We start from the raw sequence: 15,388 nt of genomic DNA on the forward strand, positions 1-15,388 counted from the left end.
AGCTCATTTCAGACGTGGTAGACGTCGACCACGTGGTGCACGTAGTCGTTCTTCAGGACGACCTTCTTGCTCGTGATCAGCGGCTGCGGGCCGGAGAGGTCGAGCCGGTAGAAGGAGGTGCCGAAGTACGTGTCGGTCGTCTGGTAGCGGTAGTAGAGCGTGAACCAGTTGAACCGCACGTCAACCAGGTCGCCGTCGCGGCCGGTGATCTCGACGTCGGTGATGTTGTGACCGGTGCGCGGCTCGGGCAGGCTCGTCGCGCTGGAGCGGTCGGTGCGGATGCGGAAGACGCGGTCCTCGAGGCCGGCCCGGGTCGGGTAGTAGACGAGTGAGATCTCGCTCTGCGGGTCGCGGGTGAGTTCGTCGTCGTCCGCCCAGGCGGGCATCCAGAACTCGGCGTCCGGGTGGTAGCACTCCAGCCACTTCTCGAACTCGCGGTCGTCGAGGTACCGGGCCTCGCGGTAGAGGAACTGGCGGATCCCCTCCAGGGTGATCTCTTCGGATGCCGTGGTCACTTGGCCACCTCCAGGGCCTTGCGCAGGGTGTCGAGCCAGTAGGCGTGCTGGATGGGGTACAGCCCCTCGTCCTCGGTGCGCACACCGCTGGCGATCGGGTTGATGCCGATCTTCTTGGCGTCCTCGTCCGGGCCGTCGATCCGGTGCACGGCGCCGCGGCTGAGGTCGTTCCACGGCATGGACTCGGCCAGGTAGGTCTTCTGGCAGGAGCGGAACTCCTCCAGGTCGTCCGGGGTGGCCATGCCGGTGGCGTTGAAGAAGTCCTCGTACTGCCGGATGCGGCGGGCACGGTCCTCGGCCGGCTCGCCCTTGGGGGCGACGCAGTAGATGGTGACCTCGGTCCGGTCGACGGAGACGGGCCGGAAGTGGCGGATCTGCGAGCTGAACTGGTCCATCAGGTAGACGTTCGGGTACAGGCACAGATTGCGCGAGACACCGATCATCCAGTCGGCCTTCTCCGCCCCGACCCGCTCGGCCAGCTCGTCGCGCTTGCCGTACAGCGGGCGGTTGGCGGGGTCGAGCCACTTGGTCCACAGCAGCAGGTGGCCGTGGTCGAAGGAGTAGAAGCCGCCCTGCTGCTTGGACCAGCCGCCCGCGTCCATCGTCTTCGTGTCGTTCTTGGACTCGCCGGAGGTGCGGCGGGACTGGGTGGCGGCGTAGTTCCAGTGGGTGGCAGAGACGTGATAGCCGTCGGCGCCGTTCTCCGCCTGGAGCTTCCAGTTGCCGTCGTAGTAGTACGTCGAGGAGCCCCGCAGCACCTCCAGGCCGTCCGGGGACTGGTCGACGATCATGTCGATCACGACCGCGGCGTCGCCGAGGTGCTCGCGCAGCGGCTTGACGTCCGGATTGAGGCTGCCGAAGAGGAAGCCGCGGTAGCTCTCGAAGCGGGCGACCTTCTTCAGGTCGTGGGAGCCGTCGGTGTCGAACTGCTCCGGGTAGCCGGCTTCGCGCGGGTCCTTCACCTTCAGGAGCCTGCCGCTGTTGCTGAACGTCCATCCGTGGAACGGGCACGTGAAGGTGGTGCGGTTGTCGGTCTTCCTGCGGCACACCATCGCGCCGCGGTGGCTGCACGCGTTGATCAGGCAGTGCAGCTCACCCTGCTTGTCGCGGGAGATCACCACGGGCTGGCGGCCGATGTACGTCGTGAAATAGTCGCCCACCTCGGGGATCTGGCTCTCGTGGGCGAGATAGACCCAGTTCCCCTCGAAGATGTGCTTCATCTCCAGTTCGAAGATTTCCTCGTCGGTGAAGATGTTCCGCCGTACCCGGTACACACCGTTCTCGGGGTCTTCCACGAGGGCGTCTTCGAGGATGGTCCGCGCCCGGCTGAAGTCCTCCGCCATGATCCCGTCCCTTCGCCTCGACGCAGGCCGCACGCGGCGGCCTCGTTGCCATTGCTTTTCAGCACCATGACAGCGCGGTGAAGAGTCGGCCCCGGACATTCCCCCAGGTTTGACCCAGGGGGGTATTGATATCGCCACCGTCTCAATAAGCTGCGACCAGGTATTTGTGCGGTATGGGATCCGCTCTCTACGCTGGGCTCTGTTCGAGGGCCCCGAAACACGAAAAGGGGCAGCCCGGCATGGAACTCAGGCACCTTCGGTATTTCGTCGCCGTCGCCGAGACACGTCATTTCGGAAAGGCCGCGGAAAACCTGCACATGGCCCAGCCGCCGCTTTCCCAGGCGATTCGCCGCCTGGAATCGGAACTGGGCGTGGAACTGTTCACCCGCACCACCCGCCAGGTCGCCCTCACCGGCGCCGGCGAGGTGTTCCGCACCGACGCGGAGCGCATCCTCACGGCCGTCGACGAGGCGGTCGCCCGGGTCGCACGCTTCGCCGCGGGGGCGGAAGGGGTGCTCAGGATCGGCCTGACGGGCGCGGCCTCGTACCGCCAACTGCCCGCACTCGCGCGGCTGATGAAGCGCGCGATGCCCCAAGTGATGCTGGAGGTGCACACCGAGATGCTCACGCCCGCCCAGGAAACGGGGCTGATCGAGCGCCGCCTCGACGTCGGCCTGCTGCGCCCGCCCGTCCGCCAGGACGGCATCGCCCACCGCACCGTCGCCACCGAGCCCCTGGTCGTCGCCGTGCCCGAGCGGCACCGGCTCGCCGAGGCGGACGTGGTCCGCGTCGAGCAGCTGCGGCACGAGGACTTCGTCCTGTACGGCGCCACGTCGGGCTCCGTCGTGTACGACGCCGTGGTCCGCAGCTGCCTGGCCTCCGGCTTCTACCCGCACCGCGCCTACGAGGTCACCGAGACCTCCGCCGCACTCGCGCTGGTCGCCGCCGGACTCGGCGTCGCGGTCCTCCCGGACTCGATCCGTGCCGCGCCGCGCGAGGGCGTGGTGTGCAAGGACATCGAGGACGCGCTGACCGTACGCCTCGACCTGGCCTGGCGCGAGGACGACACATCGCCGCTGCTGCGGAGCCTGCTCACGGTGCTGGAGCAGAACCACATGTTCACCGACGAGCCCGAGGGAGCGGCATGAAGATCGTCAAGGTGGAGGCCATCCCCTTCGCCATTCCGTACGCCAAGCCGCTGAGGTTCGCGAGCGGCGAGGTGCACACCGCCGACCACGTCCTGGTCCGGATCCACACCGACGAGGGCCTGACCGGCACCGCCGAGGCGCCCCCGCGGCCGTACACCTACGGCGAGACCCAGGAGTCCATCGTCGCGGTGATCGACAAGATCTTCGCGCCCCAGCTCCTGGGGCTGACCGCTCTGGAGCGGGAAGCCGTCCACGAGCGGCTGGACCGCACCGTCGGCAACCCGACCGCCAAGGCGGCGATCGACATGGCGCTGTGGGACATCCTCGGCCAGGCCGCCGGCATGCCGGTCTCCGGCCTCCTCGGCGGCTACACGGACCGCATGCGGGTCAGCCACATGGTCGGGTTCGCGCCCACCGAGGCGATGGTCGCCGAGGCGCAGCGCATCCGGGACACGTACGGCATCACCACCTTCAAGGTGAAGGTCGGCCGCCGCCCCTGCACACAGGACGTCGAGGCATGCCGGGCGCTGCGCGAGGCCCTGGGCCCGGACGTCGAGCTGTACATCGACGGCAACCGGGGGTGGACCGCCGCCGAGTCCGCCCGCGTCCTGCGGGAGACGGCCGACCTCGGCCTGACGTTCGCCGAGGAGCTCTGCCCCGCCGACGACGTGCTGGGCCGGCGCTGGCTGGTCGCGCAGAGCCCCATTCCCTTCATCGCCGACGAGAGCGCGACCAGGGCCGCCGACGTCACCCGTGAGCTGCTGGGCGGTTCCGCCACCGCCATCAGCATCAAGACCGCCCGCACCGGCTTCACCGCCTCCCAGCGGGTGCTGCACGAGTGCGAGGGGCTGGGCGTCGAGGTGGTGATGGGCAATCAGATCGACGGCCAGATCGGCACCTTGTGCTCGGTCGCCTTCGGCGCCGCCCACCGCACGTCCGCACGGTACGCGGGCGAGCTGTCCAACTTCCTCGACATGACCGACGACCTTCTCACCGAGCCGCTGACCATCGAGAACGGCACCCTGCGCATCCGCGAGGGCGCCGGCCTCGGCATCGACATCGACCCGGAGAAGCTGGCGCGTTACCGCCAGGACCGCTGACCCACCTGACCGCAGGCACATCCGATTCAAGGGACGGGATCATCATGACCGACACCACGCTCGAACAGGCCACCGCGGCCGCCTCCGGAGCCGCCGCCACCGAGCAGTTCCGCAGCAAGCAGCGCTCGGCGGGGATCGACGCCGACACCAAGCGCGTCGACACCCTCGTCACCGAACTCCTCACCGCCGCCCACGACATCATCCGCCGCCACAAGGTGACGTACGCCGAGTACGACGTCCTGAAGTCCTGGCTCATCCAGGTCGGCGAGGACGGTGAGTGGCCGCTCTTCCTCGACGTGTGGCTGGAGCACGTGGTCGAGGAGGTCGCGAACGAGAACCGCGAGGGCAGCAAGGGCACCATCGAGGGGCCCTACTACGTTCCGGGCTCCCCGGTCCTGCCCGCCGAGGCGACCCTCCCCATGCGCGAGGACGAGAAGGGCACGCCCCTGCTGTTCCAGGGGCAGGTGACCAGCGTCGACGGCACCCCGCTGGCCGGTACGAAGGTCGAGATGTGGCACGCCGACAGCGACGGCCTCTACTCGCAGTTCGCACCGAACCTGCCGGAGTGGAACCTGAGGGGCACGGTCGTCGCCGACGACACCGGACACTTCTGGATCCACACCATCGAGCCGGCCCCGTACCAGATCCCCACCGACGGCTCGTGCGGCAAGCTGATCGCCGCGGCCGGCTGGCACGCCTGGCGCCCGGCCCACCTGCACCTGAAGGTGTCGGCACCCGGCCACCGGCTCATCACCACCCAGCTGTACTTCAAGGGCGGCAGCCATGTCTCCGACGACATCGCCTCCGCCGTGAAGCCCGAGCTGATCCTCGACCCCGGTCCCGCCGCGAGCGGCGACGGCCGTGAGGTCACGTACGACTTCGTCCTCGACAAGGCGTGATGCACGGTGCTCTTCGCGGTGCGCATGGATGTCGACCTTCCGCGGGACCTCGACCCCGGGGTCCGCGCGGATCTGCTGGCCCGGGAGAAGGCCTACTGCCAGGAGCTGCAGAAGTCCGGTGAGTGGGTGCACATCTGGCGCTGTGTCGGCCAGTACGCCAACATCAGCGTCTTCGACGTCGCCGACAACGAGGCGCTGCACCGGATCCTGTGGCAGCTGCCGCTGTTCCCCTACATGACGATCGAGGTCACCCCGCTGGCCCAGCACCCGTCCGACCTGGCGGCCCGTGAGGTCCAGGCGTGATGGACAAGGTGATCGCGACAGCCGCCGAGGCGGTGGCCGACGTGCCCGAGGGTGCGTCGCTCGCCGTCGGCGGCTTCGGACTCAGCGGTGTGCCGAACGTGCTGATCCAGGCCCTGTACGAGCGGGGTGTGGGCGGCCTGTCGGTGGTGTCGAACAACTGCGGGGCGATGGACTCCGGCCTCGCGGTGCTGCTGGCGGCCGGCCGGATCGCCCGGGTGACCGGCTCGTACATCGGCGCCAACAAGGAGTTCGCCCGGCAGTACCTGGCCGGGGAGCTGGAAGTCGAGCTGATCCCGCAGGGCACGCTCGCCGAGCGGCTGCGTGCCGGGGGCGCGGGCATCCCGGCCTTCTTCACCCCGGCCGGTGTGGGTACGCAGGTCGCCGAGGGCGGGCTGCCGTGGCGTTACGACGGCACCGGTGGCGTTGCGCTCGCATCGCCCCCGAAGGAGGTCCGGGAGTTCGACGGCACCGAGTACGTGCTGGAGCGCGGCATCCGCACCGATTTCGCGCTGGTGCGGGCCCGGCGGGGCGACCGGCACGGGAATCTCGTGTTCAACAAGTCCTCCCGGAACTTCAACCCGCTTGCCGCCATGGCCGGCCGGATCACGATCGCCGAGGTCGAGGAGCTCGTGGAACCCGGCGAGATCGAGCCGGACGCCGTGCACCTGCCGGGGATCTTCGTGCAGCGCGTGGTCGCCCTCACCGCCGAGCAGGCGGCGGACAAGAAGATCGAGCAGCGGACGGTGAGCGGCTGATGGCCTGGACACGCGAGCAGATGGCCGCCCGTGCCGCCCGCGAGCTGGAGGACGGGCAGTACGTCAACCTCGGCATCGGGCTTCCCACGCTGATCCCGAACCACCTCCCGCCCGGCGTCGAAGTGGTCCTGGAGTCGGAGAACGGCATCCTCGGCACCGGTCCGTACCCGACCGAGGACCAGGTCGACCCGGACCTGATCAACGCCGGCAAGGAGACCGTCACCGTCCTGCCCGGTGCCTCCTTCTTCGACTCGGCGCTGTCGTTCTCGATGATCCGGGGCGGGCACATCGACGTCGCCGTCCTGGGCGCCATGCAGGTGTCGGCCACCGGCGACCTGGCGAACTGGGCTGTCCCGGGAAAGCTGGTCACCGGGATCGGCGGTGCGATGGACCTGGTCCACGGGGCACGCACGGTCATCGTGGTGATGACCCACACCGCCAAGGACGGCTCGCCCAAGATCCTCACCGAGTGCACGCTGCCGCTGACCGGCCGGGCGTGCGTGAACCGGATCATCACCGACCTCGGTGTCCTCGACGTCACCGACAACGGGCTCGTCCTCGTCGAGACCGCGCCCGGCGTGAGCGCCGACGACATCCTGGCCAGGACCGACGCGAAGGTCCGCATCACCGAGGAGATCTCGTCATGACACTGCGGGACGTCTACATCGTCGACGCGGTCCGCACGCCGTTCGGCCGCTACGACGGAAGCCTCGCCGGCGTGCGCCCGGACGACCTGGCCGCCCACGTGATCCGCGAACTCCTCGGCCGTACCCCGGAGCTGGACCCGGCGCGGATCGACGACGTGTACTTCGGCAACGCCAACGGCGCGGGTGAGGAGAACCGTGATGTCGCCCGGATGGCCGTCCTGCTGGCGGGCCTGCCCACCACCGTGCCCGGCGTGACCGTCAACCGGCTGTGCGCCTCCGGCCTGGAGGCGGTGATCCAGGCGGCCCGCGCCGTCGCGGCCGGGGACGCCTCCGTCGCCGTGGCCGGCGGCGTCGAGTCGATGACCCGCGCCCCGTACGTGCTGCCCAAGAGCGACCGGGCCTTCCCTGCCGGGCACACCGAGCTGTACTCGACCACCCTGGGCTGGCGCATGGTCAACCCGAGGATGGACCCGCAGTGGACCGTGCCGCTGGGCGAGTCGGCCGAGCTGATCGCCGAGAAGCACAAGATCAGCCGGGAGCAGCAGGACGAGTTCGCGCTCGCCTCGCACCAGAAGGCGGCGAAGGCGCAGCAGGCCGGGCTCTTCGACGCCGAACTGACGCCGGTGACCATTCCGCGGCGCAAGGGCGATCCGGTCGTCTTCGGCGCGGACGAGTGTGTGCGTCCGGACGCCTCACTGGCCGCCATGGCCGAGCTGAAGCCGTCCTTCCGCAAGGAGAACGGCACGGTCACCGCGGGCAACGCGTCCCCGCTGAACGACGGGGCCGCGGCGTTGCTGCTGGTCGACGAGGAGGGCCTGAAGGCCACCGGCCGCGCGCCCCTCGCCCGCGTCCGCGCATCCGGGGTCTCGGCGATCGACCCGCACTACTTCGGGCTCGGGCCCGTGGAGGCGGTCAACCGCGCGCTCGCCAAAGCGGGCAAGGGATTCGACGACCTGTCGGTGCTGGAGCTGAACGAGGCGTTCGCCGCCCAGGTGCTGGGCTGTGTGGCCGAGTGGCCCGAGTTCGACCCGGCGATCCTCAACCCCCAGGGCGGCGCCATCGCCCTCGGACACCCGCTCGGCGCCTCCGGCGCGCGTCTGGCCGGCACCGTCGCGCACCAGCTGGCCCGCAAGGGCTCCGGCGTCGGCGTCGCGACCCTCTGCGTCGGCGTCGGACAGGGCCTCGCCCTCGTCCTGGAACGCCAGTGAACCCTTCAGGAGCCGCCGTGCCCGCACCCCCTCTGCTGCACCACCACGTCACCGGACCTGCGGACGCGCCGCCCGTGGTGCTCGGCCCGTCCCTGGGCACCTCCACGGCGGTCTGGGAACCGCAGCTGCCCTCCCTGACCCGCCGCTTCCGGGTCCTGCGCTTCGACCTGCCCGGACACGGCGGTTCCCCCTCCGCCGTCCTGCCCGACCCCGCCCCCGGCCGGACGACGGTCGCACACCTCGCGTCGCTGGTGCTCGCCCTCGCCGACCACCATGGCTGGGACCGGTTCCACTACGCGGGCATCTCCCTGGGCGGAGCCATCGGGGCCCACCTCGCCGCCCGCAGCCCGGACCGGGTCGCCTCCCTGGCCCTGGTCTGCTCCTCGGCGCACTTCGGTCCCGCGGACCCCTGGCACGAGCGGGCCGGCCTGGTGCGGAGCGAGGGCACGGCTCCGCTGCTGGAGACCAGCCCGGGCCGGTGGTTCGCCACGGCCGACATGGCCGGTACCGCCCTCGGGCGCAGACTGCTCGGCGACCTCGCCGGCACCGACCCCGCCGGATACGCGGCCTGCTGCGACGCCCTGGCCGGCTACGACCTGCGCCCCGAACTCTCGGCGATCAGCGCCCCCGCTCTCGTCGTCGGCGGCACCCTCGACACAGCCACACCTCTGGAGCACGCGCGGGAACTGGCCGACGGCATCCCGCACGCCGTACTCAGCACCATGGCCTGCGGCCACCTCGCCGCCGAGCGCCCCGCAACCCTGCGGGACACCCTCACGGCACACCTGTCCGCGGCCCAGGAGAAACAACGTCCGAGGGTCCCCCGGACCGGTTGACCCCGGCCTGGTCTCCGTACCCGTGGCGTTCCTCCTCGGACGGCTCGGCAGCAGGACCCCTGGCCGGCGTCCGGCTCCCGCCAGCAGACGGGTGGATGCGGATGTGCGGGGCGGCCGGGGTTACGACGAGGCGGGCAGGTGCGGGCTGCGGAGCACGAGCAGGGTGATCTCGCTGGGGGCGAAGACGCGGAACGGCGGGCCCCAGAAGCCGGTGCCGCGGCTGGTGTAGAGGAGGGTGCGGGTGCCGTGGCGGCTGAGGCCGGCGAGGGCGGGCTGGTCGAGGCGGACCAGGTGGTGGAAGGGCCAGATCTGGCCGCCGTGGGTGTGGCCGGAGAGCTGGAGGTCGATACCCTCGGCTGCCGCCCGGTCGACGAACTTGGGCTGGTGCGCCAGGAGCAGGACGGGCAGGTCGGGGTCGGCGCCCTTCAGGGCGCCGGCGAGGTGGGCGCGGTGGCCTGTCAGGCCGGAGGACTCGGCGGTGACGTCGTCCACGCCGGCGACCACGAGGGTGTCGCCGCCGCGTTCGAGCAGCAGATGGCGGTTGCGCAGCGGCTCCCAGCCCAGCTCGTCCATCAGGTCGACCCAGCCCTGGGCCTCGCTGTAGTACTCGTGGTTGCCGGTGACGTAGACACGGGCCCGGGTGGCCCGCACGGTCGCGAGCGGGGCGGCCTGGGCGCGGCGGCGTTCGGCCGTGCCGTCCGCGATGTCCCCGGTGTGGCACACCAGGTCGGCTTCCAGGGTGTTCACGGTCTCGCACACTCGCGCCGACCAGCGGGCGCGATCGAGCGGGCCGTAGTGGGTGTCGGTGATGAGAACGACACGCAGGCCGTCCAACCCGGCGCCCAGCCGCGGCAGTTGCACGTCGAGTCGGCGCACGCGTGGCACGCGGCGAGCCTCGGCGTATCCCCAGCCGAGCAGTACGGCGGTGACACCGAGGACGGCCCAGGTGACGATCCGGGCCCGGTCCTGGCTCTCGCCGACGCCGGCCACGGTCAGGGCGAGCCGCAGGAACACGCCGAGCAGAACGGACCAGGTGAACAGGACCCAGCTGGTGCCCAGCAGGGTGTCACCGACGATCGCCGCCCGGTCCTGCTGGCGCCGACCGTGGCCGCGCACCATCGCGAGCGGCATACCGGCGAGGCCGAGGGCGAACAGCGCGGTGCAGGTCAGCGTGACGGGCAGCGGCCAGTGCTGGCCCGTGTACAGGAGCACCCAGCACGGCACGGCCCACAGCAGGACGGGGGCGATCAGAGGGATGTAGCGCATCAGGCGGTGCAGTCGGCTCGGCCGCGGCGCTTGCGCTTCACCCTCGGCGGGCCGGGTGCTGCTGGTGTCGGTCACGCTTCCCCTCCCTGACCGGGCTGCCGTCTCGCGCACTGTATCCGGTGGACTTGGGGCCGGCCGGACCGGCGTTCCAGGCTCCTGGCAGCCGTCACACAAGTCAGCGTTGCGTCAGCGTCGCTCCGCAGCGAAGCGACGTTCCTCACACTCTTCGGGCCAGGCGCGTGCCGGTTGTACAGTGATACCGCCCTTGACCTGCCCAAAGCAGGCAGGGAGCCGTCCTCCAGGAGTTCGACATGCTGCGCACCATGTTCAAGTCCGAGATCTAGCGTTTGGGTGATTCCCCAGGTCAGATCCCTGATCATCGGACTTGGGCCAGCAATGCGTCAGCATGGGGCCGCACGGTCTCCGGCTTGCTGACCTGCACCCATGGCAGAACCAGCGCCGCCCGGCGTCCTGCTCGGAAGGTTTGACACTCGGCTCGACAGCTCGCCTGTGGAGGGTCGCCCCGCCGACGCCGAGGACCGCGCGGGCGGCGATCGGATCGCCCAAGTGCGGGGGGCTGCCTGCGGAACGGCGCGGAACTGATCAGACTCATCAGGGTGTGTGCTGACCCTTGCATGGGAAGAGGGGCATGGCGGCCCGGACCTCGGGAGGTGGAACACAAAGCAAGTCTGGGATGCGCTGCAGCATTGTTCGGCGGCTGGACACCGCGGGCACGTCAGGTGGTCAGCCCTCCTGCTGCCACATGGTCGTTCATGTCGCCCGCCAGCCCCTTACCCAGACCGTCAGCCATGGTGAGCAGTGTCTCGAAGGCTTTGAGGCGGCGGAACGTCTCGGCATACGCCACCTGCTTCTCCAGGGGAAGCTGGAGCACCTGGAGACGCCGGATGTCGACCCGGGACGAGCTGGAGGCGTGGGTGCCTGCCTGGCGCCCGTTGGCCGGCGCGCGCAGACAACCAGCGAGGAAGTGGGCGTCCAGCTTCTCGGAGTCCACCCGCAGGACGTAGAGCTGCGGACCGACGGCCATCGGCGGCCCTTGGTGGACCCAGGCTTGGAAGGCCCGGATCACTCCGGCGACCACGACGTCACCCTCCTCGGCGATGGCGTGCGCCGAGTCGGTGGACAGGACCTGGCCCGGCCTGCCGTCGTGCAGGAGGTCGGCGATGGTGAGGAGCGGCACGGTGGCCCCACGGGTCGGTGCCGTCGCTTCCGGGGGCTGTTGGCCGGCGCGCAGCGTCAGGGCGCCCGCCTTGACCAGGTCTCCGAGGGTCGTCATGGCCTGCTGGTTGCCGGCCTCGACCTCGAGAACGGACAGATGCCGCGCCTGATCGGCCAGATCGGTCAGCAGCGACCCGAACTCACCCCACCTCGCGGCGAGTTCCTTCGGGCGGGGCTCCGACATGGAGGCGGTATAGCGGCCCGGGGTGACATCCACCTCGTCGTCCAGGAGGTCGAGAAGGGGTACGCGAACGGCTCCTCCCGGTGATTCCTTGTCGGGATGGTCGAGGGTCGCCAGCGCGGTGAGGACGAACGAGCCGAGAGCATCCCAGTCCGGGCTCGGCTCGCGCGTTCCCGGCCGTGCGAAGCGTGTGGCGTCCACCAGAAGGGCATCCTGGCTCGGGGGAGCGGCGGTCGGGCTGTCCGCCGCCGCTCTGAGGATCCACAACTGCAGGGACACGCTGTGCGGCTGCGCGCTGCCCGGGGGCAGGGACACGACCGCCCGAAGCGCCCCGGTTCGCAGCAGGGAGCCACGAATGCGGCGGCCCGCCTTGCGTGACGCGACCGCCGGGGGAAGAACGACCACGGCGGCACCGCCGGGCTTGAGGTGGGCGAGGAGGTGCTGCACCCAGGCCAGCTCGGGCTCGGTCCGCGGCGGCAGCCCATGGGTCCAGCGCTGGTCGGTGGCGAGCTCCTCGTATCCCCAATCCCGTTCGTTGAAGGGCGGGTTGCACACCGCGATGTCGACTCGCGTGCCGCCGAAGGGGTCCTCCCGCAATGCGTCGGCCACGGTGATCCGCGTACGGATGTCACGGTCCTCCGCGACGAAGTCGAGCCGGGCGGACGCCAACGCGGCCAGCGCCTTGTCCCGCTCGCACGCGAGCAGTTCGAGCCCCGTACCGTCGTACTCCTGCGCGGCTGCAGCGGCCAGGTGCCCCGTGCCACAGGCCGGATCGAGGAATGTCAGTCCTCCGTCCTGGGAGCCGAGACGGACTGCGAGAGCGATCCGGATCATCAGTGCGGCGAGTGGCGGTGGCGTGGTACTGAGCTGCCGGACATGGGTTTCCAGCCATCGTTGCAGCAAGAACTCGAAGGTCTCGCGCGGTCCCTCCTCCCGCCCCAGCCTCGCCGCCTCGGCCACCAGGTCACGAGCCTGCGCGGACAGTTCGGGATGCGCGACCCGGGCCCTGGGGGAACGCATCCGGCGGGCGGCCTCGGCCACGGCCAGACCCGACTCGTTCCGGCTGCCGAGTACCTCGAAACGTGGCCAGAGGAGCTCCTTGCGCCCGATGTCGTTGAGCTTGCCGTTGTCTCGCAACCACTGTTCGACCTCTGCGAGCGAGAACTGCGGGCTGACGTCGGTGCCCCCGATCCGGGTGGGGAAGGAGTCGTGGCGGCGCCGCCAGTTGCTCACCGCGGCTCGCCCGACGCCGGCGATCCGGGCGATCTCGGCAAGGCTGACGGGTACGACGTCCGGGCTACTCATCGATCAGTCTCCGAGGTACTTGGCGGCTGGGCTGGTCGGCGTCCCAGCTGCCGTAGTGCTGAGAGGCTACTACGCTTATTGACTTTGTTCACAGAGTCCTCGTTCCACCATGATGTGCAGAGAATGTGGAGGTCAAGGAATATGCCGAGTCCGGTGCCGGGGATGGTGCTCTGTGACCGCTATCGGCTGGAATCGGTCCTTGGTCGCGGCGTGATGGGCCAGGTGTGGCGGGGGCGCGACCTGCCCCTCGACCGGCCCGTCGCGGTGAAGACCGTCGCCACGGACCTGCTGGCCGTGGCGAGCGGCCGCGATGCGACCCTGGCGCGGTTCAACCGCGAGACGAAGGCGGCCGCGCGCCTGAACCACGCCAACGTCGCCACCGTTTTCGACGCGTCGCTCACGGACGACACCTGTTGCCTCGTGATGGAACTGATCGAGGGCACTACCCTCGAGTACCTCTTCGACCAGCACGACAGCGGGCGGTTCGACGTCCCTTCCGCAGCCGCCGTCGGCGCACAGATCTGCGCGGGACTGTCCGCGGTCCATGCGGCCGGCCTCGTCCACCGTGATCTGAAGACGCAGAACATCATGATCCGGCGCGACGGGATCGTGAAGATCCTGGACTTCGGGCTCGTCAAGCTGCTCAGTGACGTGGATCCGCGGCTGACGACGACCGGCGAGGGCGTCGGCAACCTCGTCTGCGCCTCTCCCGAGCTCCTGGCCGGCCGGGACCGGCTCGACGGCCGCAGCGACCTGTACGCCGTGGGCTGCCTGCTGCACCACATGCTCACGGGTGCGCCCCCCTTCCCGACCCACCAGCCGGCGCTCCTCGCTTCCCACCATCTCGCCACACCCCCGCCCCTCGTCGCCGACGCGGGGGTCGACGTGCCCGGCGACCTCCAGGACCTGATCACGGCCCTGCTCGCCAAGCGGCCGGACGACCGTCCCTCCTCGGCGGCAGAGGTGTACGCGGCCCTCGCACCCCACCTGCCGGATCCGCGCCCTGAGCTGGCCGTCCGGCGTACCGTGCCCGAGGACCCCCGACGTCCCTTCCTCCTCCCGCAGGGCCCACTGCCCCTGTGAACTTCTCCCGCGCGACCTGGCGGAGACGGAGGTGGTTGCAACGCCCACCTTTTTGGTCACATGGGGCGCAGGCGTGCCGTGACCAGTGACAGAATGGTCTCGTCGGCTGGGTGCCGTGCGTTCCCGGCCGTCGGGAGGTGGCGGGCGCGGCAGGCGCCGGAACTGGGGACGGGGCGCGATGCGGCGAAGCCTTGGACGGTACCAGCTCACGCACGAACTGGGCCGGGGCGGCATGGGGGTCGTCTGGGCGGCCCACGACCGCGACCACCATCGCGACGTGGCCGTCAAGGTGCTCGCGATCCGCGGTCGCGGTGCCGAACTCACCACACTGGAACGCCGTTTCCTGCGCGAGACGCGCCTGACCAGCCGCCTGCGACACCCCGGTGTCCCCGCCGTCCACGACCACGGCAACCACGAGGGCGAGCTGTACCTGGTCATGGACCTCGTCCCGGGCCGCGCACTGGACGCCGTCCTCAAGAACGACGGACCGCTCGCCATCGAGCAGGCCGCGGACGTCGCCCGCCGGACGGCCGAGGTGCTGTCCTACGCCCACGCTCAGGGCGTGGTGCACCGCGACCTCAAGCCGTCCAACCTGATGATCACCCCGGACGGTGAGATCAAGGTCCTCGACTTCGGGGTCGCCGCCGCGCTCGAGCCCCAGCCCGGCGAAACCCGCTTCACCGCCTCCAACGCCACTCCCGGCACCGTCGTCTACATGGCGCCTGAACAGGCCGTCGGCCAGACCGTGCCCGCCAGCGACCTCTACTCGCTGGGCTGCGTCCTGTACGAACTGCTCACCGGAGCACCGCCCTTCACTGACGGCAGCCCCTTCATGCTGTACCACCGGCACGCCACCGAACCCGTCCCGCCGCTTGCCGACCGCCGCCCCGATGTACCGGACGGCCTGCGGACGCTGGTCGAGCGGCTGCTGGAGAAGAAGCCCGAGGACCGGCCCGCCTCCGCCGCGGAGGTCGCCGCCCTGCTCGCCGCATGGGCGCCCAGGCCCGCTCCCGTCACCGAGGAGATGCCCGCTCATCCCCGCCTGGCCGAGATCGAGGCCCTGCGTCGAGCGGGCCGTCCAGCCCGCGCCCTGGAGGAGTATCAGGAGCTGATGGCCGTCGGCGGCCTCGACCGCGCGAGTGCCCTCACCGCCAGGGCCGGAGCCGCCCTGTGTATCGCCGCGCTCGGGCGCACCCGTGAGGCCCTGGACGAACTGAGGTCGGTCCTCGCCGAACAGCGCAGCCTGCTCGGGCCGGGTCACCCAGCCGTGCTGGACACCCGCTACGAGATCGCCGTCCTGCTGATCCGCACCGGCGAGCGGCATGCTGCCGAGGAGCTGTTGCGTCGCCTCGCCGACGAAGAGGACCGCATCCTGCCCATGAGGGACGCCGGGCTAGGGCGCAGCCGGGCACTGCTGGAGCGGCTGCGCCGGATGGGCTGAGGCAGCGCCCTCAGCTAAGTTTTGTAATCTCTGTTCACAGTCAATGGGTCGTGCTAGCCTGCGATCACGTCGTTTCGGAGGGGAGACAGGGAACTGTCTACGGACGGCGGCAGAGAACAGCG

Annotated in this window: 14 protein-coding genes; 10 read left to right on the forward strand and 4 right to left on the reverse strand. The window is 70.3% G+C overall.

Going from position 1 to position 15,388, the window contains the following annotated elements:
* Positions 1-8 precede the first annotated feature (8 nt).
* Both benB and benA read right to left on the reverse strand, forming a co-directional pair.
* Positions 9-515 carry a benzoate 1,2-dioxygenase small subunit gene (benB, locus tag AB0412_RS05650; RefSeq protein WP_366401184.1) on the reverse strand — a complete coding sequence of 169 codons (507 nt, stop codon included), beginning with the start codon at positions 513-515 and terminating at the stop codon, positions 9-11.
* The gene (gene benA / locus AB0412_RS05655; RefSeq protein WP_366401185.1) at positions 512-1,858 is read right to left on the reverse strand and encodes a benzoate 1,2-dioxygenase large subunit; all 1,347 of its coding nucleotides are present in this window, start codon (positions 1,856-1,858) and stop codon (positions 512-514) included. The genes benB and benA overlap by 4 nt, the downstream gene beginning before the upstream one ends.
* Before the next feature lie 239 nt (positions 1,859-2,097).
* Between benA and AB0412_RS05660 the strand changes: the two genes are divergently transcribed.
* Genes AB0412_RS05660 through AB0412_RS05695 form a run of 8 tightly spaced genes read left to right on the forward strand, consistent with a single transcriptional unit; the run spans position 2,098 to position 8,754 of the window.
* The gene (locus AB0412_RS05660; protein WP_366401186.1) at positions 2,098-3,006 is read left to right on the forward strand and encodes a LysR substrate-binding domain-containing protein; all 909 of its coding nucleotides are present in this window, start codon (positions 2,098-2,100) and stop codon (positions 3,004-3,006) included.
* Positions 3,003-4,106, forward strand: coding sequence for an enolase C-terminal domain-like protein (locus tag AB0412_RS05665; protein WP_366401187.1), 1,104 nt, complete (start codon positions 3,003-3,005; stop codon positions 4,104-4,106). The genes AB0412_RS05660 and AB0412_RS05665 overlap by 4 nt, the downstream gene beginning before the upstream one ends.
* A gap of 44 nt (positions 4,107-4,150) precedes the next feature.
* Positions 4,151-5,005 (forward strand): catechol 1,2-dioxygenase, encoded by an 855-nt coding sequence (gene catA, locus AB0412_RS05670; protein ID WP_366401188.1) that lies wholly within the window; start codon positions 4,151-4,153, stop codon positions 5,003-5,005.
* A 6-nt stretch (positions 5,006-5,011) separates the two neighbouring features.
* Positions 5,012-5,308 (forward strand): muconolactone Delta-isomerase, encoded by a 297-nt coding sequence (gene catC, locus AB0412_RS05675; protein ID WP_366401189.1) that lies wholly within the window; start codon positions 5,012-5,014, stop codon positions 5,306-5,308.
* Positions 5,308-6,063, forward strand: a complete 756-nt coding sequence (locus AB0412_RS05680; protein ID WP_366401190.1) for a CoA transferase subunit A — start codon at positions 5,308-5,310, stop codon at positions 6,061-6,063. The genes catC and AB0412_RS05680 overlap by 1 nt, the downstream gene beginning before the upstream one ends.
* Positions 6,063-6,710: a CoA transferase subunit B gene (locus tag AB0412_RS05685; RefSeq protein ID WP_366401191.1), complete on the forward strand. Its 648-nt coding sequence runs from the start codon at positions 6,063-6,065 to the stop codon at positions 6,708-6,710. The genes AB0412_RS05680 and AB0412_RS05685 overlap by 1 nt, the downstream gene beginning before the upstream one ends.
* A gap of 2 nt (positions 6,711-6,712) precedes the next feature.
* Positions 6,713-7,918: a thiolase family protein gene (locus AB0412_RS05690; RefSeq protein ID WP_366401502.1), complete on the forward strand. Its 1,206-nt coding sequence runs from the start codon at positions 6,713-6,715 to the stop codon at positions 7,916-7,918.
* Between the two features lie 17 nt (positions 7,919-7,935).
* Positions 7,936-8,754, forward strand: a complete 819-nt coding sequence (locus AB0412_RS05695; RefSeq protein WP_366401192.1) for an alpha/beta fold hydrolase — start codon at positions 7,936-7,938, stop codon at positions 8,752-8,754.
* Positions 8,755-8,874: 120 nt separating this feature from the next.
* On the opposite strand, the gene AB0412_RS05700 is transcribed toward AB0412_RS05695, so the two are convergent.
* Both AB0412_RS05700 and AB0412_RS05705 read right to left on the reverse strand, forming a co-directional pair.
* On the reverse strand, positions 8,875-10,095 hold the full coding sequence (locus AB0412_RS05700) for a metallophosphoesterase (protein ID WP_366401193.1): 1,221 nt from the start codon (positions 10,093-10,095) through the stop codon (positions 8,875-8,877).
* Positions 10,096-10,756: 661 nt separating this feature from the next.
* On the reverse strand, positions 10,757-12,742 hold the full coding sequence (locus tag AB0412_RS05705; protein WP_366401194.1) for an N-6 DNA methylase: 1,986 nt from the start codon (positions 12,740-12,742) through the stop codon (positions 10,757-10,759).
* Between the two features lie 141 nt (positions 12,743-12,883).
* Between AB0412_RS05705 and AB0412_RS05710 the strand changes: the two genes are divergently transcribed.
* Both AB0412_RS05710 and AB0412_RS05715 read left to right on the forward strand, forming a co-directional pair.
* Positions 12,884-13,825, forward strand: a complete 942-nt coding sequence (locus AB0412_RS05710) for a serine/threonine-protein kinase (RefSeq protein ID WP_366401195.1) — start codon at positions 12,884-12,886, stop codon at positions 13,823-13,825.
* Positions 13,826-14,003: 178 nt separating this feature from the next.
* On the forward strand, positions 14,004-15,266 hold the full coding sequence (locus AB0412_RS05715) for a serine/threonine-protein kinase (protein ID WP_366401196.1): 1,263 nt from the start codon (positions 14,004-14,006) through the stop codon (positions 15,264-15,266).
* Positions 15,267-15,388: the final 122 nt, after the last annotated feature.

The sequence above is a fragment of the Streptomyces sp. NPDC052012 genome (genome assembly GCF_040689265.1).
Taxonomy (GTDB): domain Bacteria; phylum Actinomycetota; class Actinomycetes; order Streptomycetales; family Streptomycetaceae; genus Streptomyces.

Excerpts from the sequence above, each read along its gene's own strand:
- benA (WP_366401185.1), bottom strand. The coding sequence starts at position 1,858 with ATGGCGGAGGACTTCAGCCGGGCGCGGACCATCCTCGAAGACGCCCTC.
- AB0412_RS05660 (WP_366401186.1), top strand. The coding sequence starts at position 2,098 with ATGGAACTCAGGCACCTTCGGTATTTCGTCGCCGTCGCCGAGACACGT.
- AB0412_RS05665 (WP_366401187.1), top strand. The coding sequence starts at position 3,003 with ATGAAGATCGTCAAGGTGGAGGCCATCCCCTTCGCCATTCCGTACGCC.
- catA (WP_366401188.1), top strand. The coding sequence starts at position 4,151 with ATGACCGACACCACGCTCGAACAGGCCACCGCGGCCGCCTCCGGAGCC.
- AB0412_RS05680 (WP_366401190.1), top strand. The coding sequence starts at position 5,308 with ATGGACAAGGTGATCGCGACAGCCGCCGAGGCGGTGGCCGACGTGCCC.
- AB0412_RS05685 (WP_366401191.1), top strand. The coding sequence starts at position 6,063 with ATGGCCTGGACACGCGAGCAGATGGCCGCCCGTGCCGCCCGCGAGCTG.
- AB0412_RS05705 (WP_366401194.1), bottom strand. The coding sequence starts at position 12,742 with ATGAGTAGCCCGGACGTCGTACCCGTCAGCCTTGCCGAGATCGCCCGG.
- AB0412_RS05710 (WP_366401195.1), top strand. The coding sequence starts at position 12,884 with ATGCCGAGTCCGGTGCCGGGGATGGTGCTCTGTGACCGCTATCGGCTG.
- AB0412_RS05715 (WP_366401196.1), top strand. The coding sequence starts at position 14,004 with ATGCGGCGAAGCCTTGGACGGTACCAGCTCACGCACGAACTGGGCCGG.